Origin of the sequence: Fusibacter paucivorans (genome assembly GCF_018390735.1) — a bacterium.
GTDB classification, from domain to species: Bacteria; Bacillota; Clostridia; order Peptostreptococcales; family Acidaminobacteraceae; genus Fusibacter; species Fusibacter paucivorans.
On the sequence record NZ_JAHBCL010000028.1, the window covers coordinates 1 to 24095 of the forward strand.

Consider the following 24095-nt stretch of genomic DNA (forward strand, 5'->3'; position numbering starts at 1 on the left):
TTACGTCATAACGTGCTACAATAATCATGTTTTTGGGAGCATCACTATGACGATGAACAATCTTGCTGGAAGGTCAGTCGTCTAGTGATGCTTTTTCTATCACCTCAATACATATATGCTACATGTATTGTAACAAATGACTACGGCAAAACAAGTGATCTATTTCATCGTGGCATTGACAAAGACAAAGAGCAAGGCAAAGTCAAATCACGTGGGCTAAAACACCTTTAAAATAGCCTGAAATATAAAAGGAAAGCATATAGAACGATTGTTCTGTATGCTTTTTTTTGCGCCCAGCACGGGCGCACTCTAACTGGTGTAAATCCGATATGGGGGCAAACGTTAGCCAAGAATAAGGGCGTCGTGGGTGACTGCGAATCTGAAGGAATCTGGAGGCAAAAGGCTCAAAGAACGTGGTCACAAATTCTGTCGATATGCGGATGACTACAACATCTACATAAAGAGTAGGTGAGCAGGACAACGCATGATGGAAAGCGTACGAAGATTTCTAGAAAAGGAATTAAGGTTGAAAGTGAATGAAAGGAATAGCGCGGTAGCTAGTCCAATGAAACGAAAACTTATTGGATACAGTTTTTACTTTGAAACGAGGCTTAAGAAACTGATTGAGAAGACTCGAGGGTGGGTGAATTATTTTAAACTAGCTGATATGTCGAATATATTGATTGATATTGATAAATGGGTTCGTAGAAGGCTTAAAGCTTGTATTTGGAACACAAGGAAGCTGAATAAAATAATTGATCAGCTCCTACTCGATTAAAAAAAGGCACACAAATGTGGACGAAATGCGGTGAGAACAAATGGTAATTTACCATTTAGAGGCAATGGTCGTGAGCTGGGGCGCAGGGTACTCTGTTATGGCAGCGTAACCCTTCATGAGCTGTTCCTGTACACTCAATGAAATTTTTTTCATTTATGAAATTGCAAAAATGAAAAATTGGACAAAATGTTCTGCTGTAAGCGTTATGAAAATCATCATATAAGGTGCTTTTCAAAAAACTTTTATGACAATTATTTCAGAGAATCCTTTTTTTTCAATAAACCCTCAATTTTTTTGAAGGCAATGGGGTGAAAGGAAAAATAGTTTGGCATGAAAGTTGCTGAATATTAGATTGTATTAGAGCTGTCACAAATAAAAACAGCGCCACTTCTGCAGGCTGCAATAGTCGGTGGGGTGAAGAACACTAGGAGGATTTTAATGGAAAACACGAATTTTTCATCTGAGCAAAATGAATCTTATTTGGTAAAGAATCAGGGGAAGATTTTAAATGAAAACACAGGTAAATTGAAGACAGCACCAAAATATCGCTTTGTGGTATTTTCATTGATGGTGTTGCCCTATCTGTTGGTCTATGGAGGCTTACAGATTACATCATCGTTAGGCCCTGATATTATGCATACCTTTGGCTTTGAAGAAGGAGGGTTGTCATTATTTTCTTCTTTAGGAACCATGACAAAAGCAATTTTATCTGCAATCGCCGGGGGGTTAATGGTTAAATACGGTGGGAAGAGGATTGTATTGGTAGGACTTGCAGTTAGCGCTATTTCTGGTTTGCTTTATATTCTGGCTCCTACTAACTTCACAATGCTCTCTTTCGTAAGAATTCTCCAGGGAGCCGGCGGCGGCATGATAGCGGCTTGTCTGATGTCATTAATATGTGTTTGGTTCCCCAAAAAGGAGCGCGGAACAGCCCAAAGCGCATTGACTTGCTTCTTTGGTTTAAGTGTTTCGGCAGTGACTTTTTACATCTATCTATGCGGCAACGCAGGCATTGTCTGGAATAGGATGATCGGAATCTGGCTTTTGGTCGGCGGCGGTGTAATGCTGGTGTTGATTGCGTTTCTATATAAGGATATCGAAAAGAAATATGGCGTTGCCTCCATTGACGATGCTCTGGAACCGCAAGACAACGAAGTGGAGGCGGTACGGGCTATCCCGATTCAAAGCTTTAAAGCACCGGAATGGGCAAATGTTATGAAATTTCCGGGATTTTGGTTGACCATAATTATGATTTTTTTCTCCGGAGCATGTTTGTATGGCGTTGGATTCGTCATGCCTCTATTTTTACAATCAATCGGGTTTGACACTGCAGGTATCACATCAGTAATGTCGCTTGGCCCCTTGAGTAGCATTATCTTTGCTCTGCTGGGAGGTACGATCAGTGATAGGGTCTTCCACTCCAAGAGGACCGAAGTAGCGATGATTTCATACTTTGGATGTGCTGCCTTATTTATGGTCATGTTTTTTTCTGGCCACGCAACATCGGTTACGATGATGACCGTTTTGTTCTTCCTTGCATATGGAACGCTCTATTTTTCATCCGGCCCGCTATGGTGCATTCCGGCAGAGGTCGTGAGGCTAAAGGATGCGTCTAAAAACATGGGAATATGCGTAATGGTTTCTGGATTTGGTGGTTTTGCCATGATGCTGGTTTTTGGGATTCTTATTCAATATACGTCCGCAGCAATAGGTGGCTTTTTCTTGGCCTTTTGCATGGTAATGGTTGCAGTGTGTGCGGTTATCTTAAAAAGAGCATACAGCATATAAGTAAGAAAGTTTTTTCATTCTTTAAAAATGAAAATATAGAAAACACGCTCAATAAATGCAATACAAGGGGAGGTGAAGCATACGTATTCCGTCACGCAAATTGCGTGCAAAAATACTCCATTGTGAGATATTTAATTCAAAAAACTAAAGGGGGAATTTTAGTGAAAAATGTTGTTAAGTTGAACAAGGCACCTAGTTATCGTTTCGTAATCTGGATTGTACTGACAATAGCTTACATCAATATTTACATGGGTATGCAGGTCATTGCTACTTACGCGACGAGTATTATTGAGGATCTTGGGGTTAGTAATACTGCAATTTCATTTATTTCCAACGGAACCACCATTATGCTGGCTTTGTTTAGTCTCATCGGCGGTGCGATTGCAATGAAACTGGGCGGCGCTAAGAGAACCATGGTAATCGGTACCATTATGATGCTGGTAGCCGGTATTGGCTTTTTGGCACACCCGAATACCATTACACAGCTAGTAGCGCTGAGACTGCTTCAGGGCATTGGCGCAGGTCTTGTTAACACATTTGCCCTCGGTATCGCGCCCTGGTTTCCGGCGAAAGAAAGAGGGATTGCATCCGGTATTGAAACCGGTCTTTATGGCGTAGGTCTTGCAGGTATCACATTGATCTTAAGCTATTTTTCAACTCTCGGCTTGTCCTGGTCAAGTGGTATCGGAACATTTTTATGCATCGGTTCTGCACTTTGTCTGATTCTAATTCTGCTTTTCTATACGGACATTGAAAAGAAATATGGTGTATCTTCTGTCGATGAGCTTCTGGAAACGCCAAAAGAAACCACAAGCGGTTCAAACGCTGCTGATGTAGAAAACCTGCCGGGAAGCTATGGGGAAATGCTTCACTCCAAGGGATTCTGGATCTTGTTTATCCCGATCTTCGCATATTGCTACTTAGTATATAACTTAGCTTTTTCTATACCAGCCGTTATTATGGAGCTGGGATGGCCAGCAAGTACCGTTACTGCGATCACATCCGTTACCTTTGTGGGAACAATCATTGCGTCTCCGCTGGGCGGAATTATCTCGGATCGTGTATTTAAGGGCCGTCGTGCAGAGACTGTTGCCATTGCTTATTTTATTTCATTTTTGTTCATGGTACTGGTTGTAGTGGTTAAGGGGGCATCGGTAGGCACCTTCTCTCTCATGTGTATGATCGCATACTCTGGCGTTACCTTGGCGGCTGCGCCTGTTTGGGTACTTCCTGCCAGCATTTTTGCTCCTAAATTCTTTGCAAAAGGACTCGGCGTAATGCTCTTTATTACCAACATTGCTGGCGTAATTGGAATTACTATCTCGGGTGTTGTACAAGATGCGACTGGCTCAATTATGATCAGCTATTGGATTACTGCAGGCGTAGCATTGTTAGGAAGCATTTTCGCACTTATATTTGCAAAAACGTATAAAAAATAACAGATTTATAGAACAGGAGGGTTTATATGGAATGTAATTATAGTCATTTATTGTCCCCTTTTAAAATTGGAAAGCTTTCGATTAAAAACAGAATGGTCGTGGCTCCCATGGGAGATGGCTATTTGGGTTTGAATGGACCGAGAGGCGAATTCAGCGATCAAGGCATCGAGTTTATGGTGGAGCGGGCACAGGGTGGATTTGGCCTGATGATTACCGGTTGCCAGTTTACTGATAACAAGGTTGAGAAAGGGGATCCAATTTCATCTCTACTTGACAATCAGGGACCGTTTATTTATCAAGGACAGGAACTGAACGAACGCGCCGCTGCCTATGGTATGAAGATTTTTGGACAAATCAGCATGGGTCTAGGAAGAAACTACCCCGGCTTGCTGTCAAGCTCAGAAAATGAAGTATTTGACTTCCCGCATCTGACTTCTCAGGCGCTTACGGTTGAACAGATCCAGGCCAAAATTGATTGCGTGATTGAGGGCGCAAAGGTGATGCGGGCAGCCGGATTTTCCGGTGTAGAGATACATGCTCTCCACTGGGGATATTTGCTAGATCAGTTCGCCATGAGCATTACAAACAAAAGAACTGATGAGTACGGCGGAAGCTTGGAGAACAGACTTCGTCCTTGTAAGCAAATAGTAGAGGGCGTTAAGGCGGCCTGCGGTTCGGAATATCCTGTAAGTATCAGGCTTGGAGCCAAGAGTTTTATTCAGGCTTTGAACAAGGCTGATCTTCATGGAATGCATGAGGCTGGCAGGACGCTTGAGGAGTCTGTAGAAGTAGCAAAGCTGCTGGAAAAGTATGGATATGATGTTTTGAATGTGGACGCCGGTATGTATGATTCTTTCTATTATGCCTGTTCACCAAGTTATATGCAAGATGGATACTGTATTAACCTAGCGGCAGAATTGAAGAAAGCAGTAAATATTCCTGTTATCTGCGGCTCCGCTATGAATAATCCAGATATGGATGATGAAGCGGTTGCTCAGGGCAAGATTGATGCAGTTTCCCTTGGACGTCAGGCACTGGCTGATTCTCATTTCGTAAAAAAGCTTGAAATGGGTAAGCCGGAAAAAATTCGTCCATGTATTGGCTGCCTTTGTTGCTTAAATAAGCTTCAAACCGGAACTCCAGTAACTTGCGCCGTAAATCCGGCATCCAGAAGAGAGCTTACGTATCATTTGGAAAAGACCATTGAACCTAAGAAGATTATGGTTGTTGGTGGTGGCGTAGCAGGTATGGAAGCTGCAAAAACCGCAAAGCTGCGGGGACATGAGGTTGAACTCTATGAAAAAGACACCCGCCTAGGAGGCGTGCTTCATGCAGCAGGGGCACATGATTTTAAACCGACTCTTCATCGCCTGATTGCGTGGTATGTCAATGAAATCAAGGAAATGAACATTCCCGTTCATTTGGGCGAAGATATGACAGCTGAAAAAATCATTGCTAAAAAGCCGGATGTGGTAATTCTGGCACTGGGCGGCGAACCGCTGATGCCATGTATAGACGGCATTGACGGCGACAACTGCATCTCTGCAGAGGTTATGCTAAATAAAGGAATTGATCCTGGACAGAAGGTCATTGTAGTTGGCGGTGGCCTTGTAGGCTGCGAAACTGCAATTGAATTGGCTCAAAAGGGAAAGAGCGTCACAATTGTGGAAGCTGGGCCGGCTATTCTGGCTGCCAGCAATTCAGTGCCTATTTCTTATCGCCAGATGGTGCCTGATCTGATCGAAGATCTTAGTGTTGAAGTAAAGGCAAATTGCAGAATTGAAGCGGTGAACAGTAAGGGTGCAGTCGTTCTTGATACCGAAAAGAACAAGAAGCTAGAAATCGAAGCGGATACGGTGGTTATTTCAATCGGCAGAAAGTCCATCGCTTCTATTGAGAAGGATTTGTATGGCAAGGGTATTGCTGTATACAGCTGTGGTGATATGAACCGGGTTGGACTGGTATATACTAGCGTCACTGCTGCATACGAAATTACACGACATATTTAATGAGATAAGGAGATATAAAGATGGGAACAATAAATATAAAAGCTTATACAGAAGCGGTTATGGCAAAGGCTAGAGAAGCACAGAAAATCTACGAAGCAATGGCATCGCAGGAATTGTATGATAAAGCAGCTCGAGCTGCGGCTAAGGCGATTTATGATGCGGCAGAGATGCTTGCGGTCGAGGCTGTGGAAGAAACTCAGATGGGGAATGTTCCGGATAAAATCGCAAAGCAGCGCGGGCTTTTGACCGGCCAATGGGCATTTGCGAAGGGCAAAAAGACTACTGGCGTTATCGGTGTAGAGCAGGGCAAGTTGGATAAAGACTGTATTATTACAATTGCAAAACCGATCGGTGTGATCTGCGCCGTGGAGCCTTCCACAAATCCTACGGCTACGCTGGCCGCAAACTGCATGCAGGCATTAAAAACGGGTAATGCCGTTGTAATATGCTCACATCCAAAAGCGAAAAATGTATCAATCCACTGCACTGAATTGATTCGCGATGCGATTGCAGAGATGGGGATTCCGAAAGATCTGGTTCAGTGCGTAGAGGAGCCGTCACTGGATATGACCAGCGCATTTATGAGCGCGGCGGATGTTGTTGTGGCAACCGGTGGCCCCAGCATGGTTGAAGCCGCAAATTCCAGCGGGAAGCCCTCTTTTGGCGTTGGACAGGGCAATTGTCAGGTGTGCATTGATAAGGGCATGAGTAAGGAGTTCGAAAAGTTGGCATCGTTGATGGTGCCAAATCGCTCAATGGACAATGCTGTAATGTGCACCGGTGAGCAGGGTTTTATCCTTCCATCGGAAGATTACGATGCTTTTAAGAAAGCGTTTTCCATGCAGAACGTAATGTTTGTAGAAGATGAGGCTGTGATTGACCGAATCCGCAATGTATGCTTTGTACCGAAAGCGGATGGCAACGGTATGCGATTGAATGCTGCGATGGCCGGAAAGAGCGCGAAGGAACTTGGCGCTGTCGCGGAGCTGGAGGTACCAGATGGTGTTACACTGCTGATTTGCCGTATAAAGAGCTTTGGGGAAGCTGAAATGCTTTGCCATGAGAAACTGATGCCGGTAAGCTATGTATACACCTATGAGGGTGAATGGAAAATGGCGATTGATATCGCAATCAGCAATCTGAATATTGAAGGAATCGGTCATTCAACAGTTGTAATTTCAGATGATAAGGACAATCAACTTTACGCTGGCCTTCAGCTGCCTGTTTGCCGTGTCATTATTAATAACAGTGATATCGCTGTGGGCGGCGGAGCTTATACCTACAATGGTGTTTCCTATGACACTGGTACGGTAGCGACTAGCGGCGTGGGCTGCGGTTTCTGGCAAAAAAATATCCTCTGTGAAAACTTTGATTTCCTTCGTCTTCTTAACTATACGCGGATCATTTATACCGTTGAGGTGGATCAGATTCAGACGGAAGAAGAAGTCTGGAGCGAAACTGCTGAATAGCGGCAAAGAGACAGTCTGTCGAACAAGCGAATTGCATCAGTAGAAATTCCAAGTAATGCAATTCACCTAGTGACAATTATAGTTGTAAGGAGCTGAAATCATGTTTAGAAATGTTGATGACATTCTGGAAATGGCCAGAAGGAGAGGTAAAAAGCGTACCGTTGCAGTGGCGGCCGCCCATCAGGAACATGTGCTGCAAGCGGTTATGCGAGCAAAAAACGACGGTTTTGTAGAACCTATTCTTATCGGCGACAAGAAAGAGATTATCCGTATTTTGACTTCTATCGGTGAGTCACTTGATGAAAAACAGATCTACGATAAGCCTGATACGGCTGATGCGGCTAGTACGGCTGTAGATCTGATCAACAGCCGAGATGCAGATTTCATCATGAAAGGCATCATGAATACAGCGGATGTTTTGAAGGCAGTGCTGAACAAGAAAACAGGTCTTCCACACGGAAAGGTTGTGACGCATTTGGCGCTGACTGAGCTCCCGGGGTATCACAAGATGGTAGGCTTGTGTGATTGTGCCGTAATTCCATATCCTAACTTTGAACAGAAAATTGCGCAAATCGAGGCTGTAACAAATGCAATGCATAATATGGGATACGACAATAAGATGATATTCGGCGCGCTGGCAGCAGCGGAAGAATTGAATTTAAAGGTTGTAGAGTCTGTTGAAGCAGCCAAGCTAAAACAGCTGAATTTGGATGGTGCAATTACCGGATGCCGAGTCGAAGGCCCGATTTCACTGGATTTAGCGTTGAGCACTGAGAAGGCAAAGGAAAAAGGTTACTCCAGCTTCGCAGCGGGCAATGTGGATGCACTTTTGTTTCCAAACTTAATCAGTGGTAGCGTCTATGCAAAAGCAATAGAGCTGATGGGGGCATCTCCTTTAGGTATTTTGCTTGGAGCCAGCGTTCCGATTACCATAACCTCCAGAGCCGCATCTGCAGAACTAAAATACAATTCACTCGTTGTGACATCAACATGTGTCAGATAATAAAAAATACAGGAGTAAAACTATTATGTTTCGTATATTTGTAATTAATTTCGGCGGAACGTCAGGAGAGCTATCCATTTACGAGGATGCAAGCCTTGTAGAAAAAATCGATCTCCCATATACAAAAGAGGAACTGGAAATGCGATATACCGGTGAGCAGGAGGTGGCTGTAAAAAGTAGGCGCATAATGCAGCTTCTGACAGACAGGGGATATGTAGTCGACAATTTTGACGCTTTCGCTGTGCGAGGAAGCGGCTTGTTCTTCGGCGGCGAAGGTGGTACTTTCCTGGTAGAAGGTAAGCTGAGAGCGCACATGAATGAGATGTACGACCCGAAGAAGAAAATCCTTCATGCATCTTATGTGGCAATTCCGGTTGTAGATGAATTATTAATAGATTGTAAGAAAGAAATCCCCATATACATCACGGATCCGTCGACCATCGACCAACTGCTTCCAGAGGTGAAAGTGACCGGCAACCCAATGTTCCAAAAAAGATCTGCCTTTCATGCCTTGAATCACCGCGCAGTTGCCAGAAAAGCAGCCTTTGACTTGGGAAAGAAATATGACGAAGTAAATCTGATTGTCGTTCATGCTGGCGGGGGAATCTCTATTGGGGCGCACAAAAAAGGCCGCATCATTGATGTCAACGATGCAACTGGTGATGCGGATGGACCTTTTACGCCAAACCGGGCGGGGTCCTTGCCGACAGGTCAACTTGTACACATGTGCTATAGTGGTCAGTTTACTGAGAAAGAAATGTTCCGCAAGCTAAAGGGCGATGCCGGTATGAAGGCATATCTGGGGACCGAAGACATGCGAGAGGTAGAGCGCCGTATTGACGCTGGTGATGAAGAGGCAGAGCTGATTTTCAAGGCATTGGCCTATCAGATTTACCGTGAAATCGGCGCGTGCGCGGCGACTCTGTGCGGAGAGGTAGATGCGATTGCATTTACTGCCGGTTTGGCTAATTCCTCTCGCTTGATCGAGGCTGTGGGAGAACATGTCCGCCATTTTGCGCCAGTCATGTGCTACCCGGGCGGCTTTGAAAATGAAGCGCTGGCATTGGGTGCATATCGAATTTTGTCAGGGCAGGAAGAACTAGCGGTATACGATGGAGAGGGTGACTATCTTCAGAATATAAATCCAAACTAAATTACAAAAAGAAAGGACGGAAAGAAAACACTATGAAAGCAAAAGCAGCGGTATTGTATGAAAAAGGAGAAAACAATCAACTAAGGCTGGAAACCGTTACGGTACGGGAGCCTAGGGAAAAAGAGGTCATTGTTCGCATGAAGAGCAGTGGCATTTGCGGTACAGAGATTGCGTACCAATATGACCACTGGGGAATTGATTATAAGATGCCTGTTGTGCTGGGTCATGAGGGCGCAGGCATTGTGGAGAAAGTTGGCTCCGCTGTAACGAAGGTCAAAGTGGGTGACCATGTTTCTATCGGTCCTCCATGCTGCGGAGAATGCTTCTATTGCCGCCAAAACATGACTTGGTTGTGCGAAGGTTCCATGGATTATCGATACCTGTCCGGCGGTTATGATTTTTATGGAACCGCACCGATGACCAACGAAAAGGGCGAAGATGTATTCCAGTTGTTCGAGCAGGGATCCTTGTCAGAGTATACCTGTATATATGAACCCATGCTGACGGTAATCCCCAAAGATGTAGACATTAGTCTCTGCGGTCCTTTGTCGTGTGGTATGCGTACCGGCGCAGGCGCAGTGTATGCTGAGCTGAAGCCGAGTCCTGGTCAATGGATCGTGATCACCGGTGCAGGTGCGGTCGGCCTGTCAGCTATGTGGATGGCAAATGCAATGGGTGCCAAGACTCTGATTTTGGATGTTATTGACAGCCGTCTCGATTTCGCTAAGGAACTTGGAGCGACTGCTGTTTTGAATTCCGCAGGCATGGGTGAGGAAGAGATTACAAAGAGCATTCGTAAAATTGTTGGCGAAAAGGGCGCCGACGGTGCGGTAGAGGGCGTTGGTCTTAGTCATGTTATTAAGGGCATCATGCGAGCTCTGAAATGGGGCGCACATTGTGCGCAGGTCGCTGTTGGCACCAACGTTAGCTTTGGCAGCTATATGATTGATTGCAATGACAGCAGACATGTTGATTTCGTCCGTTACGGTAACGTCAACAACGATGAGATTATTCCCATGTTGATTGATTTGTATAAAGAGGGCAAATTCCCCTTTGATAAGCTTTACACCTTCTATGATTTGGACAATGTTGTTGATGCCTTGGACGACGCGAAGCATAACCGGAGCAAGAAAGTTGTCGTACTCATGAATCAGAATAAGTAACTGCCATAAATAGCCTGAAACCTCAGGTTCAAGTACAGTACACAATATCGTATATTCAGGAAATGGAAGGTTGAATTTGCGGTCTCCCATTTCCTGTATCTTCAGCTCTACTATGTCGTTTGAGTATGTCTTACATCTGTATGTCTTCGCCCAGAGATTGCTGCGGCTTTCGCAATTACTTTAACGACTGACACTGTAGAGCGTTTTCGGGAGATATTACTTGAAAAGAAAATAATTGAAAAGGTGGCAGAAAATGATAAAAATAGATATTGTTTCAGGTTTCCTTGGCGCAGGAAAAACGACGTTGCTTCAAAAGCTCGTTGAAGATGGTTATCCTGGAGAAAAACTGGCGTTGCTGGAGAACGAATACGGTGATTTCAGTATTGATTCTGCATTCCTGCGGAAGCAGAAAATTGAAGTAACCAATCTACTTTCCGGCTGTATATGTTGTAGTCTATCTGACGACTTTCGGGCATCCCTTATTACAATCATAGAGTGGATACGGCCAGATCATATACTGATCGAACCATCCGGCGTGGCAAAGCTCTCTGATATTATAGATTCTGTACTGTCTCTGAGTGAAAGTTCAGATCTACCGGTCCGCACACAATTGGACGGCGTAGTTGCCGTCGTTGATGCTACAAAAATCAACGGAATGCTTGACGCCTACAAAGCGGTGCTATACAATCAAATTAATTACTCAGGCTGTATTATCTTAAGCAGGACGGAGGATATTGATCGGGAATCGCTTGATTGTTGTGTCAACACAATTCGTGCGATTAATCAAAAGGCAATTATTATCACTACGCCTTGGGATCAATTATCCTCTGACCAGATACGTCGTGCCATGTATTTTGACCACAGCCATTATGTAAGAGCTGAAGACTTGCTGACCAGTGAGCATGAAGCATATGCTGAAAAAGCCGACAATCATCATAGCCATGAACATAATCACGAGCACTATCACGAGCATCATCACGAGCACCAAAATCATGATTTCGCGGAAGACCTGTTTAACACGGTTGGGCTTGAAACAGCGCAGACATTCACCAAAGACAGGCTAATACAAATTATGAAAGCACTCGATCATGCGTCTGGAAATGTTCTTCGCGCAAAGGGCCTCGTTTCGTCAGAGACCGGCTCATGGTATGAATTCGACTATGTGCCGACAGAACACACCGTTCGCATTGGCAGTCCGGAAACGATTGGGAAAATATGTGTTATTGGAGAGGCACTGGTCAGGGGAGAAATAGAAAACTTGTTTTTGTCCATGTAATCTCCACACTAAGATTGAGGGTGATACTATAGACAACTATAATATTCAAATTTTAGAAACACTTCTTAATAGCCTTACAGATGCGGTTTACATTATAGATGCAAACGGGCAAACCATATTTGCAAATAATAGCACATTAAAGATGTACAAATGTTCAAAGGAAGTGTTTGAACGGGAATACAGCGATATTTACGCCATGGACCAAAATGGGATTTTCAGTGAAAATATATATCCTCAAGTATTGAAGCAGAAAAAACGAGTCTACTGCTGGCACAAAATTTATGATGTAAATCGTAACTCGCGTTTGTATTTTACATGGAATTCCCCAGTGTTTGATTCTCAGGGAAACGTCAAGTACGTTGTGGGGCAGACGTGTCTTCAAGAGGATATGAACCGTTTTGAACAAGAGTCACAATCTGTTTTTGGTAATTACACAGAAACACAGCTTGTAAACAATGATACCGAGCGCTCGATTGTTTACGGCAGCGTAGTCATGAAAAATTTGATTAGCTCCCTTAAGCGCTTAACAAATGCGGATGTTCCCATTCTTATTTATGGTGAAACTGGTACAGGCAAAGAGGTTCTGGCCCAATATATCCACTCCTCCAGCAAACGAAAAGAGCACAGCATGATTTGCATCAACTGCGCCGCCATCGCGCCATCTCTGTTTGAAGCTGAGATGTTCGGGTATTCTAAAGGGGCGTTCACAGGCAGTAATCCCAGCGGAAAGAAGGGGTTGTTTGAAAGCGCCGACGGTTCCACTCTTTTTCTGGATGAGGTGGATTCACTTCCGCTGGAGCAGCAGGGCAAGCTGTTAAGGGCGCTTGAAACGAAGACTATCGTGCGTTTAGGGGAAAGCAAGCCCATTAAGGTGGATTTTCGACTGCTTGTGGCTACAAACAAAAATCTGCATGAGCTGGTTGCGATGGGGAAATTTCGTGAGGATTTGTACTACAGGCTTAATGTTGTTCCAGCGTATCTCCCGCCATTACGGGAGCGGGAGGGCGATATCCGCATTCTATCAGACTATTTCCTTTCACATTATCTTCAAAAATATGATATAAAGAAGAAATTTTCCGAAGACATCTATCAACAACTGGAATCGTACTCTTGGCCGGGAAATATCCGAGAACTAAAAAATCTGATTGAGCGGATAGTATTGATGACAGACCCGTCTGAGTATGAAATTGAAACTATCACTCTTCCTTCCGGCGAGATGACTTCTGATTTTTATGGTGAGAATAATAAGTGCCCTGTCAAAAAGCTGATTAGAAACACGCCTCTGGTGACGGAGGCTCCTTTGGAAGATCAGCTTTCCGCGTATGAAAAGGAAATCCTTATCGCTGCCCTAAAAAAATATCGGAATTCATCTGACGCTGCTAACGCACTTGGTATCAGCTGTCCAACTATGAGCAGAAAAATGGCTAAGTATCGTTTATCCAAGCAGCGTTGATTGCATCGGCATTTCCTTAAAAACCTAGTTCTATGTTTAATAGTTGGAGTGAGGGATTCAATGAATCCCTACTCCTTGCTTTTTTTAGACCTTTTGATGTTTGTATGAATTTAGTGAGATTTTTGGGTATGACGAATAAGCTGTGTGATATTTTGGTTTTCAATATTCAATAATCATTTCAAGTGTAAGATACGATGCCTAAGACGTTGAAAGTTTCTTATGCCAAAACAGACTCTTCAAAGTACCTTGATGTTATTGTTGAATCCTCAATACAGCCGAACAGAAATGACTTCTCTTTTGATCTTTAAAGAGCGGAGAGCGGGATTTGAAAAACGGACAATTGTGATTCTATTTCGAGAAAAATACCCCTCCGCTAAGTAACCAGTAGGCCTTGCGATCATTAGAACTGTCGCCTCTTGGCATGTTGAAACGATAACGCTGATGACATGCAGTAGTTCTGGCGAGAAAAGGTAGCGTTTGACGACAACATCAACGGATATTGGATGATTCAATATCATCATCTATTCAGTTCTGGCAAATATGAGATGACCTTAGAATTATTGCAAGAACAGGTGAAAAGTTTAAAAGGAGAAAAGCTGTGATAAAAAAACTAATTATTATCGTTTTAGGAATCATATCTTTTGGAGCTATTTTGTGTATTTTGTCTAATTTGTATTTTACGATGAAAGAGAAGAATGAAATACAAGCAGTAAAATTATTAGATCAGAGAAGCGAATTCAGTACGGATGAACTTTTAGCAGATTTACGATGGTATCAATACATGTTGAACAATGTTCACCCTAAAGAAATTGAATTATTACCTTTAGGGGATGTTGACGCAGAAATTAAAGAAGTAGAGAAAGGTATTAAGGAACCTTTATCACGGTTAGCGTTTTTCAAACAGTTAGCACCAATTGTCAGCAATTTAAACGATGAACATACCACATTATTACTTCCCATGTATGAGATTAACAGTGCGGAAGGGGTCTTACCCTATCAATTTTCAATTATTGATAATAAGATTTATTTAAAAATGCAAAGCTCAATGAAGGATGACGTTCCAATAGGATCAGAAATCCTATCAATCAATGGGGTGGAATCTTCTGATTTGATACAAAAACTTAAACCGTATTTTTATGGTTCAAATGATGAACAGAAAGTAGCATACTTAGCAGAGCATTTTTCTGAGGCTTATTATATTTGCTATGGAAATACAGAAACTTTTAAGATTGAGTATAAAATAAACGGTACTGATGTTGTGTCTACACAAACGATTATGGCTTCGAAATATGCAGCAAAAGAGGATAGGCCATTTTATATTGAAAAAATAGACGACAAAACGATATTGTTGACAATGACATCATTCTCTGATCCGGAACATACATTTGACGCATTCTTAAAGGATCTGTTTGTGAAAATAAGGGATGAAAAAATTGATAACTTAATCATTGACCTTCGTATGAATAAAGGTGGACTTTCATCATTGGGAGATCAAATATTATCGTACCTTACGGACAAACCTTATTCTCAGTATAAAAGAATGGAAACACTTGTAAGTCAAGAAGCAAGAGAAGCCTATATTAAGGAAGCACCAGGCTTTATTCGTTGGTTTCCTATCCAATATTTTCATCCAATGCTAAAACCGCTTTGGGAGAAAAAAATAGGTGAAGTTAATGCAATAGATTATCCTGCAATAGAACCAAAGGAAAACGCTCTGATGTTTAAGGGACGTGTTTTTGTGCTGATTGACGCAGGTTCTATGTCGAGTTCAACTATGTTGGCATCTACAATTAAAACCTATGATCTAGGCGTATTGATAGGAGAGCCTACTGGTGGGCGTGATTGTATGTATGGCAGCGTTGCAACTTACACAATGCCCAATACAGGTTTGCAAATCGAAATGCCAAGTGCCGTGATATATGGCAATCAAACAGAGCATGTTCAGCCAGACCATCTTTGTTCACAAACAGTTGAAGATTTGGCAGCGAAGAAAGATAGTGTTTTGGCATTATGCCTTCGGATTATTGAGGGGGAATAAAGTTAGTCTATAATGCTTTATGTGAGCTTTTGGTGGAGGAAAGGGCGATGAGTCAATTCTATATAGCAGATAACGATGACGAGGCGTTTATAAATGCGAATACGATGAGTCTAAACTCAAGGATTATTCTGAAAGGATTATTAGAATAGTAGGATATATTCAATAAGGAAATTATCGAGGATAATATAGAAATGATAAGATTTGACAGATATAAAAACAGATGCTATCATACAGTTAACGTTAACGTAAGAAAAGGGATGGTATAGATGAAGTATAAGATTGGTGAAATTGCTGAGCTTACAAATTTAACACCTCGAACGATTCGATATTATGAAGAACTGAGCTTATTAGGCACTAGAGAGAAAAGGTCTCAAGGCCAACTTCGTTTTTTTGACAACGAAGATATTCAACGTTTAAAGAAGATTCAGATGCTGAAAGAGTTAGGACTCAGTTTAGAGGAAATTAGTCAGGTTATTGATTTATACTTTACCGATGGTCAAGTTATTGAAGGAAAACGCAGAGTAATTGAATTGCTGAAAGGTCATATCTCAGTTGCGGAAGAAAAAATTAAAGAACTAAATACATTTAAAGCGGAAAGTGAATCAAATATTGCTAAATTGGAATTGATTATTAAAAAAGATGAAAGCAAACAAAAAGAAAGATAAATAGAAGGTGTAGTAAATTTTTTCGAATTTATATTACGTTTACGTTAAGGTGAATATTTATAAAGGTGTGAATTTTGTGAAAGTGATATGAAGTCCTATATAGCAATATTAATCATTTGAGAAACATAGTCAAAGCATTAGAGTGGTTATTGTCTTAAAATTTTCATAGCTGCAAAGTTGTACCGCATTTATAATAACATCATAGTAGACGAGGAGGTATTAGGTTGAATTCTATGAAAGGTAAACTGGTTGTCGTTACTGGCCCAACGTCCGGAATAGGGAAAAAGATCGCTTCAGACATAGGTAATATGGACGCGAATTTGGTGCTTGCTTGCCGTGACATAAATAAGGGAAGACAAGTAGCGGAAGAAATTATTCAGAGAAATAATACTGCGATTATTGATGTGATGCACATCGATATGTCCGACATTCAATCTATTAAAGAATTTGCTTGCCAATTTCGTAAAAAATATTCCAGGCTTGATGTACTTGTCAACAATGCTGGGGTCAACTTGACTGGAAAGGAGCGACAGAATAGTGTTCAAGGAATTGAGCTTACTTTTGCTACGAATGTACTGGGGTATTACTTACTAACGTGCGAACTGCTCGAACTTCTAAAGTCAAATGGGTCGGCGCGCATTGTAAATGTTGCATCAACCTTCGCTAATGATGTCAATCTTGATGATGTCCAGTTTGAACATCGGCCTTATGACGCTATGAAAGCATATGCACAGTCGAAAGCCTGCGACCGAATGCTTACATGGGCATTTGCACGACGCCTTGAAAACAGCGGCGTCACTTCTAATGCTATGGCGCCTGGGTTGACGCCGGATACAGGCCTTTTTCGCAGTATGCCTGTAAAAAGGCGCTTGGAGTTGAGCAAGGGGGGAGGACGCAGTATTGAAGATGGAGCAGATACAGCGGTATGGCTTGCAAGCAGTTCTGAAACAGATGGTATAAGTGGTAAGTTTTTTGAGAAGCGGCAAGAAATTGCATGCGAGTTCAGAGATGTAGAAGCTGAAGAGAAGCTCTGGAGTATTTGCGAAGAACTTACCGGTTATAAAAAATATGCAGCATCCAACAGAAAATGCCAATAGACTTGCATGTATTACTTTAGAGCAAGGAGGGGCTTGTTGCTTGAAATTGATGTGAGCCGGTTGCCCCAATGGCCATCTACCAAAGACTTGCCAGTTTAGAGGCAGGTTTTTATTTTTTGAATGTATAAAAAACACTATCGGTTATCATTTGGACGATAGAAAGGTAAAAGTATTCGTAACCCAGCTCCTCAACTATCTCAAAAACTCTTCACTTTCAAGGAGACTTTTGGCAATGGCTAAATAATCGCCTTCAAAAGGAAGTTTACTGGTGTTGGTCAGCAGAACCGCGATGCCGTGTACCAGCCCCCAACAGTAGAGCAGAAGCTCCTGTTCGCTCATAGTGTTTTCAGAAGAAGACGCCGCATAATTTTTTACGGCATGATAAAAGATGGCAAAGGGATGCCCCGTTTCAAAGTGCCTCGATTTGCTGTGAAACGCGAGCTGAGATTCAGTATTGAGTTTATCGAGGAGGTCACTTGAAAAAAGCAATTTGAGATAATCAGGATTTTTTGAGAAGAACTCAATATAGGCGAGTCCAATTGCTTTTAACTGCTTTTGAGGATCAGCAGCGTATTCCTCAGCCGGTTTTCCCAGACTTTGAGAAAAATCCTGCATGGCTTCCATCAAAATGGCATTAATCAGATCGTCTTTATTTTTAAAATGCCGATAGGGGGCTGTTTGGCTAACCCCACAGGCTTTGGCGATTTTACGCAGTGAGACGCCCTCATAGCCCTCGCTATTCAGTAACTTGATTCCCTCTTTGATTAATTCCGTTTTTAAATCGCCGTGATGGTAGTTTTGATTGGGCACAGGTGGTCATCCTTTCAAATTAACTTAAATTTTACTTCCCCTATTATAGCATAATATGTTGACAGTGAAAACATTGCGTGATATATTTTTGTTGACAGTGTAAACATAAGGAGGAAGCAAGGAGATGAAACTATATATTATTTCGGATAAAGCGTTTCAAACGCCGTTGTATAAAGCCATTGAAAGGGCTATCCGTACATACTTTTCCCAAAAGAGATTTGAAATCACCTTTGAGGAGATTGATCAAGGCGATCTTGACTTTTGTATGGGGTGTTTTGGTTGTTGGACTAAAAAACCGGGTGAATGTGTCATTCCCGATAAGATGGGTCAGATCAATCAGACCTTCATGAACAGTGATGGTGTAATCTACCTTTCGCCGGTGGTCTTTGGACAGTTTTCTGCCAATATTAAAAATGCCATTGATCGGTGGATCCCAAACGCACTGCCTTTTTTTGAAACGCGAACAGACGGTTCTACCATGCATCCGCCGCGGTATGCGTCGTATCCAAAGCAGTTGATCATTGGCTATCAAATGGGAATGTCGGAAGAAGACGCCCAACTTTTTAAGGACATCACAGAAAAACACCGGACCAATGTAGCGGTTATAACTGTGGATGATCTGGATTTTGATCTTTCAAGACTATTCGATTCCATTCAATTTGAAAGGATAGGAGGTCCATTATGATCCGTGCCCATAAGAACGTTATCTTGATTAATGGCAGTCCAAAGCGGACGAACGTATCGATGTCAGGGTGGCTGGCAGCATTCGCTGAGCAAAGACTTAAAGGTGAATTGCTAGAAGTTAAATTAATACGTGCACAAAAGAGCCTTTTAAATGATAATATGGCTCATGACTTTGAAACCCTACGCGATGCAGATGCCCTCGTTTTTATTTTTCCGCTCTATGTGTTTTGCCTACCGGGGCTCTTGATGCGCTATCTGGAAGATTTTTATGATTTTTTAAAAACGCAGTATTCAGACGATGAATCAATCGATCAAAGGGGGATCAAAATTTATGCAGTGGTTAATGCCGGTTTTGTAGAACCAGAAGTCAATCTAGAAGCGGTTCGGGTCATTCGGAGCTTCTCGGAAAAGATTCAAGCAAACTTCCGGTTTGGTGTTTTGATTGGCGGCGGGCCGATGATTCCAAATACGCAGAATGCACTATTTATGAAACCGACGATAAGAGCGCTGGATGCAGCTTTTTTAAAGATTGGGGAGGACATCGCCGGTGAAGGGCAATCGCTGCCTGCGGATCTCCAAATTAGTGTGAATTTTCCCAAAAAACTGTATCATTTTATGGGCGATCACAGGTGGATTTCATCGGTGAAAAAGAATGGCCTAAAAAAGAAAGACCTCTACAGAAGGCCTTATCAAACATTGCGATAATTCGGATGTCTTTGAGCAAGTGAAACGGGCGGTTACTAATCAAAAATCTTTTTCACAATGATCATGATGTCACTCGGGAGCGTCGTAAATATTAGTATCCGCTTTAGCTTCATTGTCATTGATGGCTTTTCCTTAATTTATTCACTATTGTCCACTTTGTTATTCGCTATCTCAGTTCGGTTTCTTTCCCCAAAATCCAAACGCGTCTAGTATGCTTAATCGCATGAATATCAGTGGTGGGATCACCGTTAACTAGAAGCAAATCCGCCCTGTTGCCTGCTTTGATGACGCCTCGGTCATTAAGGCCCCAATAGTCAGCGGGAATACTGGTGGCACTTTGTAAAGCTTCAATTGGCGTCAACCCGGCATCAACCATTAAACATAGCTCATCTAGCAGTGAGATACCGTATGGTGCTGAAAATGGTGTTGTCGGATCATTTATGTTTGAATCCGTTCCGGCAATAAGTGTCACGCCGCACGTATGCATTGTAGCGACCGTCTCCCTTACATAATTATAGTCGAAAGGAATCAATGGATTCTTTTGCTTAATTGTTTCGACAATGCCTTTCATCATGTACATTGTTGGGATAGCAACCATTTTTTTAGCCGACAGCTTTTCGATCAACGGTCGTGGCAATCCAATTGCGAAAGGGGTATGCGTTAATACATCAACGCCTGTTTCAATAGCTTCTTGGTAAGTTTTTGGGGCGATGACATGCGTAATCACACGTTTACCGTATTGATGCGCCTTTTCGACGACGGCGCTGAGAACTTTCGGTGGGAATGGCGCTCCGCCGCCATTGACACTTTGCTCCTCCAAAATAACCTTTATATAGTCCGCGCCATGGGCGACCTGTTCTTTTACAAAGCGCTCTGCATCAATGGGGCTTGTGACATTCGAAGTCACTGTGAAGCCCATCTTTTCTGAAAGCTCGCTGTCTTTAGCAAAAGCAGGGCTGTAACAACTCCGTATGTCCGTCAATCCCGGCAGATTTCTCAGATGATCAATAATGTCGGGTGATCGCGTCCCCATATCCAGTGCCGTTGTGATTCCATATCGGGTCATGTCTTCGAGATTTTTCTGCTCATATAAATGAACATGTGAGTCGATAAGACCGGGAAGCAGTGTGCCGCCATTGCCATGGACAATCCGATCGCCAACTTTTTTAGCTGAAATCACACCATGTTCAATAACGACACGCTCTTGGTCAGTTATTTTTATGCCGTCGAAGATTTTTACGTTCCTTATTTCTATAGCAGCCATATGGGCACCTCCTAATCGTTAACCTTTTGGTTTGATCCATTCGTTTGTTTTAAACACGGATGAAAAAATGCATCAATAGAATAATGTTTGAAAATTTTATTGTGCTGTAATACAATGTGAAGCGAAAAGAATTCTTTGCCTGTGACACTTAGTATAGTATAATCTGAGTATGTTAACAATGTGCTGGCGTTTGATATTTACAGATCAATCAATTCGAAAATTGTGTTGAAACACAATGGGCAGAATAAGGAGTTATATATGAAAACCAATCAGTATGACACTGATCAATGGCGTGGAACAGATATTAAGCTGGCCCTCTCTATGCAGAAACTTTACGAAGGCCTTTGTGCCAATAAAGGACTGCAATATCTGATTGACCAAATTGGGGAATTGTTTGAACGTCCTTTGATACTATATGATACTAGCAGAAAGGTTCTTGCTGCGACTAATGATGCAGAGCCTGTATTTCATATGACATCAGGGAACGAAATATGTTTCATCAATGAAGAGACCGTTTCGTGGATTCATTCAAGTCGAATAGTAGATTACGCTTCAAGCGCTTTGGCTCAGGGAACGCTTTGCATTACGATCACGATAGATGTTATTAAGGTAGCTGAACTGGCCGTCTACGAAGCCGACATCCCGTTTCAGGAATTTGACTTTTTATTGATCAATAAATTGGGGGCGCTCCTCTCTACACAGCTGCAGCGAAGCATTCTCTTAAAACTTGACCATAATCAGATTCCTAGTTCTATTCTTGCCGATTTGATTGAAGGAAAACCTATCAATGATACAATCTTAAACAACAGAGGGCGTTATCTGAAGTGGGCTAGAACAGAAGCCCTTTATATTGCGGTTGTTTGCGACAGTCGGAGGGGATCGTTTGAAGGTACAAAATCGGCTGCCTTTCAGGCATTAAAACGCTATATTCCCATAGATCAAATGATCATTTATGAATCCAGTATGGTGGCTTTTTTTGATCAAATACTTTATGATGTGCTATTCGATAATGGAGAAGGCACCTTTCAGCGTTTTTTGGCAGAAAACAACTTATATGCAGGGATCAGCCAGAGGTATGCCGCCTTGACGGATTCAAGAAAACAGTATAGATATGCAATTGCAGCTTTGGAAATCGGGTTAACAAGGAAAAGACACTGTTCTTTTTTTAATCAATGTACTTTATACATTCTGTCCGAACTCGTTTCAAGTCAATATGATCTGATGGATTTTTGTCATCCTGCGGTAACAACGCTGCTGAAGTATGACGAAGAGCATGGAACGGTTTATTTTGACACGCTAAAGCAATATATCTATTATGCATCAGCGCCGGCAGAAGCAGCACGCATTTTGAATATTCATAAAAACACACTGTTTTACCGTATTAAAAAGATAAAAGAATTAACGGGTATAACATTAGATTTTGGAGATGAAATCAGTAAGATTTTTCTTTCTATTCGATTGCTGGAACTAAATTGACCGTGTATAGCAGGTGAGCCGTCAAAAGATGTGCTATTCCGCGATGAATGACATAATGATACCTTTTTATTTGATGATAGTTGAATATTAAAATAGAGATAACTGCCGAACAGATTTGGTATAAATGGACAAGGAGAAAATATATGAGAATATGGACACTCAATAATACCATCGAAAAGTATGAGATGATACAAGTAAAAGACTTTGATTATTATTACAAAAATTACTTTTTTCCTGGCTTTAAAGGTATGAGTATGATTCAAACTTGGCCGAAGGTAGAAATGAAAACGATTCAGCAAGGACAAAAAAGTGATGTTCCATTTTGTAGTCCTAAAGTCCCCGTGTTTACTAAGAAAGCAATAGAGGTTGTAAGTGATTTGTTAGATGGTGTTGTAGAGTATTTACCATTAATTCACAGCGATTATACAGGAGAAAATCAATTGTTTGCAATCAATACATTAGATGCAAGAGACTGCATAGATCATGATAAATCAGAAAGAAGAATATTTAGTACAGGGAGAATGGGTGGGTTTATAAAATATGCTTTTAGGCTTGGTGCTGTGCAAGGTGCACACATGTTTAAAATATATGAGTTGCCATCTAGAGAGTTTTATTCAGATGAATTTAAAGAACGCGTATTAGCAAACAATTTACATGGTTTTAGGTTTATCGAAGTATGGAACTCTGAAAAGGAATAAGCTTACTAAAAATACGCAAGCATATTAAAAAGTGTAGTAAGGTAAATAACGAACATGTGGTACAATTTTGTAGATGGACAAATCTAATCATGAAGAATTATATCATCAAAGTTTTGCAATTGACGATGAACGTCCCAAAAGTCCAGGCCCTATTTTAACCGAGCAATACTTTGAAGCGCTACTTCAACATATTCACATTCTGATGATCAAAGGAGAATTTAAAATGATTAAAGCATTTTTAGCTGCATTTCCAACATTATATGAAGGCGAGGACATCGAATTAAGATACTGTATCATACAGGAGGATCTTTCGATCAAAAAAGAATCTATTGTTACCGATTATATGAAGCCGTCAGTTGTGGGCATGCACGCAGTGCTTACATTATTAACAAAACTAGAAAATCATAGAGAAGAAGAAGTCATAATTATTATTAATGATGCGCCTCTCCATGAACTTATTAGGGGTACAAATAAAACGCAAAAGGGAGATGTGCTTAAAATAGCGAGTAAAATGAAAAAAGAACTCGCTAAATTTAGAAATTTATCCTTTATGAATGTTACGAACAAGGACAAAATCATGCTGTCACAATGGAAAGAAAACTTGGGGATATAGTGTATAGCGCTTCGGTACTTGATGAGTGATAAAGTTATTTCCTTGCTAAGGGAAGAGGTGTATCTATGGATGAGAAATTGATTGCCTCCTGTGGCATGAACTGCGCGTTATGCATCGCGTATCAGTTTAATGAAAATGATCTCAACAAACGAGGATTTCACAGAAAGTATTGCCTCGGATGTATTCCGCGAGGTGAAAATTGTCTGCATATGGGCGATTCGTGTGAATTGCTGGCAAAGGGAAGCGTTCGTTTTTGTTTTGAATGTGAAAAATTTCCCTGTAAGAGATTGAAAGTTTTGGATAAGCGCTATCGCACAAAATACCATATGAGCATGATCGATAACCTCGAATTCATTAAAGCCAATGGCATTGAAGCATTTCTAGAAAAGGAAAAGGCGTTGTGGCGTTGTCAGGAATGTGGTGGAACAATTTGCTGTCATAACGGATTATGCCTGAACTGCAATATTGATACGCTCCTCAGCAACAAAAAATATCGCTGGGGAGAGTAAAACAA

General features: G+C 41.8%; 21 protein-coding genes. 19 read left to right on the top strand and 2 right to left on the bottom strand.

The window, feature by feature from the left end; all coding sequences use genetic code 11:
• Positions 1 to 565 precede the first annotated feature (565 nt).
• The 13 genes from KHM83_RS20050 to KHM83_RS14740 all read left to right on the top strand — a co-directional run bounded on the left by KHM83_RS20050 (position 566) and on the right by KHM83_RS14740 (position 17331).
• Positions 566 to 778 carry a group II intron maturase-specific domain-containing protein gene (locus tag KHM83_RS20050; RefSeq protein ID WP_425513879.1) on the top strand — a complete coding sequence of 71 codons (213 nt, stop codon included), beginning with the start codon at positions 566 to 568 and terminating at the stop codon, positions 776 to 778.
• A 438-nt stretch (positions 779 to 1216) separates the two neighbouring features.
• Complete coding sequence (locus KHM83_RS14685; protein WP_213237791.1) at positions 1217 to 2566, top strand: MFS transporter; 1350 nt, start codon at positions 1217 to 1219, stop codon at positions 2564 to 2566.
• A gap of 161 nt (positions 2567 to 2727) precedes the next feature.
• Positions 2728 to 4005 (top strand): MFS transporter, encoded by a 1278-nt coding sequence (locus tag KHM83_RS14690; protein WP_213237792.1) that lies wholly within the window; start codon positions 2728 to 2730, stop codon positions 4003 to 4005.
• Positions 4006 to 4031: 26 nt separating this feature from the next.
• The gene (locus KHM83_RS14695) at positions 4032 to 6014 is read left to right on the top strand and encodes an FAD-dependent oxidoreductase (RefSeq protein WP_213237793.1); all 1983 of its coding nucleotides are present in this window, start codon (positions 4032 to 4034) and stop codon (positions 6012 to 6014) included.
• Between the two features lie 20 nt (positions 6015 to 6034).
• Complete coding sequence (locus KHM83_RS14700) at positions 6035 to 7483, top strand: aldehyde dehydrogenase family protein (protein WP_213237794.1); 1449 nt, start codon at positions 6035 to 6037, stop codon at positions 7481 to 7483.
• Positions 7484 to 7583: 100 nt separating this feature from the next.
• Entirely contained in the window at positions 7584 to 8486 is a 903-nt protein-coding gene (locus KHM83_RS14705; protein WP_213237795.1) for a phosphate acyltransferase, read from the top strand.
• A gap of 25 nt (positions 8487 to 8511) precedes the next feature.
• Positions 8512 to 9639 (top strand): butyrate kinase, encoded by a 1128-nt coding sequence (buk, locus tag KHM83_RS14710; RefSeq protein ID WP_213237796.1) that lies wholly within the window; start codon positions 8512 to 8514, stop codon positions 9637 to 9639.
• 32 nt (positions 9640 to 9671) lie between these two features.
• A complete protein-coding gene (locus KHM83_RS14715; RefSeq protein WP_213237797.1) occupies positions 9672 to 10802 on the top strand; it encodes an alcohol dehydrogenase catalytic domain-containing protein in 1131 nt (376 codons plus the stop codon).
• A gap of 253 nt (positions 10803 to 11055) precedes the next feature.
• Entirely contained in the window at positions 11056 to 12078 is a 1023-nt protein-coding gene (locus KHM83_RS14720; RefSeq protein WP_213237798.1) for a CobW family GTP-binding protein, read from the top strand.
• A 388-nt stretch (positions 12079 to 12466) separates the two neighbouring features.
• The gene (locus KHM83_RS14725) at positions 12467 to 13531 is read left to right on the top strand and encodes a sigma-54 interaction domain-containing protein (protein ID WP_213237799.1); all 1065 of its coding nucleotides are present in this window, start codon (positions 12467 to 12469) and stop codon (positions 13529 to 13531) included.
• A gap of 598 nt (positions 13532 to 14129) precedes the next feature.
• Positions 14130 to 15569, top strand: a complete 1440-nt coding sequence (locus KHM83_RS19975) for a S41 family peptidase (protein WP_213237800.1) — start codon at positions 14130 to 14132, stop codon at positions 15567 to 15569.
• A 266-nt stretch (positions 15570 to 15835) separates the two neighbouring features.
• Entirely contained in the window at positions 15836 to 16234 is a 399-nt protein-coding gene (locus tag KHM83_RS14735) for a helix-turn-helix domain-containing protein (RefSeq protein WP_213237801.1), read from the top strand.
• 233 nt (positions 16235 to 16467) lie between these two features.
• On the top strand, positions 16468 to 17331 hold the full coding sequence (locus KHM83_RS14740; protein WP_246543134.1) for an SDR family NAD(P)-dependent oxidoreductase: 864 nt from the start codon (positions 16468 to 16470) through the stop codon (positions 17329 to 17331).
• A 192-nt stretch (positions 17332 to 17523) separates the two neighbouring features.
• Here KHM83_RS14740 and KHM83_RS14745 read toward each other — a convergent pair whose 3' ends face one another.
• Positions 17524 to 18141, bottom strand: a complete 618-nt coding sequence (locus KHM83_RS14745; RefSeq protein WP_213237803.1) for a TetR/AcrR family transcriptional regulator — start codon at positions 18139 to 18141, stop codon at positions 17524 to 17526.
• A gap of 124 nt (positions 18142 to 18265) precedes the next feature.
• Here KHM83_RS14745 and KHM83_RS14750 point away from each other — a divergent pair, with 124 nt between their 5' ends.
• Together KHM83_RS14750 and KHM83_RS14755 are read left to right on the top strand one after the other, a co-directional pair.
• Positions 18266 to 18826 (top strand): NAD(P)H-dependent oxidoreductase, encoded by a 561-nt coding sequence (locus KHM83_RS14750; protein WP_213237804.1) that lies wholly within the window; start codon positions 18266 to 18268, stop codon positions 18824 to 18826.
• A complete protein-coding gene (locus tag KHM83_RS14755) occupies positions 18823 to 19530 on the top strand; it encodes an NAD(P)H-dependent oxidoreductase (protein ID WP_213237805.1) in 708 nt (235 codons plus the stop codon). The genes KHM83_RS14750 and KHM83_RS14755 overlap by 4 nt, the downstream gene beginning before the upstream one ends.
• A gap of 166 nt (positions 19531 to 19696) precedes the next feature.
• On the opposite strand, the gene KHM83_RS14760 is transcribed toward KHM83_RS14755, so the two are convergent.
• Positions 19697 to 20794, bottom strand: coding sequence for an amidohydrolase family protein (locus KHM83_RS14760; RefSeq protein WP_213237806.1), 1098 nt, complete (start codon positions 20792 to 20794; stop codon positions 19697 to 19699).
• A gap of 258 nt (positions 20795 to 21052) precedes the next feature.
• Here KHM83_RS14760 and KHM83_RS14765 point away from each other — a divergent pair, with 258 nt between their 5' ends.
• The 4 genes from KHM83_RS14765 to KHM83_RS14780 all read left to right on the top strand — a co-directional run bounded on the left by KHM83_RS14765 (position 21053) and on the right by KHM83_RS14780 (position 24090).
• On the top strand, positions 21053 to 22270 hold the full coding sequence (locus KHM83_RS14765) for a PucR family transcriptional regulator (RefSeq protein ID WP_213237807.1): 1218 nt from the start codon (positions 21053 to 21055) through the stop codon (positions 22268 to 22270).
• Positions 22271 to 22413: 143 nt separating this feature from the next.
• The gene (locus tag KHM83_RS14770) at positions 22414 to 22968 is read left to right on the top strand and encodes an imm11 family protein (protein ID WP_213237808.1); all 555 of its coding nucleotides are present in this window, start codon (positions 22414 to 22416) and stop codon (positions 22966 to 22968) included.
• A gap of 73 nt (positions 22969 to 23041) precedes the next feature.
• Positions 23042 to 23581 carry a hypothetical protein gene (locus KHM83_RS14775; RefSeq protein ID WP_213237809.1) on the top strand — a complete coding sequence of 180 codons (540 nt, stop codon included), beginning with the start codon at positions 23042 to 23044 and terminating at the stop codon, positions 23579 to 23581.
• Between the two features lie 65 nt (positions 23582 to 23646).
• Positions 23647 to 24090, top strand: a complete 444-nt coding sequence (locus KHM83_RS14780; protein ID WP_213237810.1) for a DUF3795 domain-containing protein — start codon at positions 23647 to 23649, stop codon at positions 24088 to 24090.
• Positions 24091 to 24095: the final 5 nt, after the last annotated feature.

Excerpts from the sequence above, each read along its gene's own strand:
- KHM83_RS20050 (WP_425513879.1), top strand. The coding sequence starts at position 566 with ATGAAACGAAAACTTATTGGATACAGTTTTTACTTTGAAACGAGGCTT.
- KHM83_RS14685 (WP_213237791.1), top strand. The coding sequence starts at position 1,217 with ATGGAAAACACGAATTTTTCATCTGAGCAAAATGAATCTTATTTGGTA.
- KHM83_RS14695 (WP_213237793.1), top strand. The coding sequence starts at position 4,032 with ATGGAATGTAATTATAGTCATTTATTGTCCCCTTTTAAAATTGGAAAG.
- KHM83_RS14700 (WP_213237794.1), top strand. The coding sequence starts at position 6,035 with ATGGGAACAATAAATATAAAAGCTTATACAGAAGCGGTTATGGCAAAG.
- KHM83_RS14705 (WP_213237795.1), top strand. The coding sequence starts at position 7,584 with ATGTTTAGAAATGTTGATGACATTCTGGAAATGGCCAGAAGGAGAGGT.
- buk (WP_213237796.1), top strand. The coding sequence starts at position 8,512 with ATGTTTCGTATATTTGTAATTAATTTCGGCGGAACGTCAGGAGAGCTA.
- KHM83_RS14715 (WP_213237797.1), top strand. The coding sequence starts at position 9,672 with ATGAAAGCAAAAGCAGCGGTATTGTATGAAAAAGGAGAAAACAATCAA.
- KHM83_RS14720 (WP_213237798.1), top strand. The coding sequence starts at position 11,056 with ATGATAAAAATAGATATTGTTTCAGGTTTCCTTGGCGCAGGAAAAACG.
- KHM83_RS14725 (WP_213237799.1), top strand. The coding sequence starts at position 12,467 with ATGAACCGTTTTGAACAAGAGTCACAATCTGTTTTTGGTAATTACACA.
- KHM83_RS14735 (WP_213237801.1), top strand. The coding sequence starts at position 15,836 with ATGAAGTATAAGATTGGTGAAATTGCTGAGCTTACAAATTTAACACCT.
- KHM83_RS14740 (WP_246543134.1), top strand. The coding sequence starts at position 16,468 with ATGAAAGGTAAACTGGTTGTCGTTACTGGCCCAACGTCCGGAATAGGG.
- KHM83_RS14750 (WP_213237804.1), top strand. The coding sequence starts at position 18,266 with ATGAAACTATATATTATTTCGGATAAAGCGTTTCAAACGCCGTTGTAT.
- KHM83_RS14755 (WP_213237805.1), top strand. The coding sequence starts at position 18,823 with ATGATCCGTGCCCATAAGAACGTTATCTTGATTAATGGCAGTCCAAAG.
- KHM83_RS14760 (WP_213237806.1), bottom strand. The coding sequence starts at position 20,794 with ATGGCTGCTATAGAAATAAGGAACGTAAAAATCTTCGACGGCATAAAA.
- KHM83_RS14765 (WP_213237807.1), top strand. The coding sequence starts at position 21,053 with ATGAAAACCAATCAGTATGACACTGATCAATGGCGTGGAACAGATATT.
- KHM83_RS14770 (WP_213237808.1), top strand. The coding sequence starts at position 22,414 with ATGAGAATATGGACACTCAATAATACCATCGAAAAGTATGAGATGATA.
- KHM83_RS14775 (WP_213237809.1), top strand. The coding sequence starts at position 23,042 with ATGGACAAATCTAATCATGAAGAATTATATCATCAAAGTTTTGCAATT.
- KHM83_RS14780 (WP_213237810.1), top strand. The coding sequence starts at position 23,647 with ATGGATGAGAAATTGATTGCCTCCTGTGGCATGAACTGCGCGTTATGC.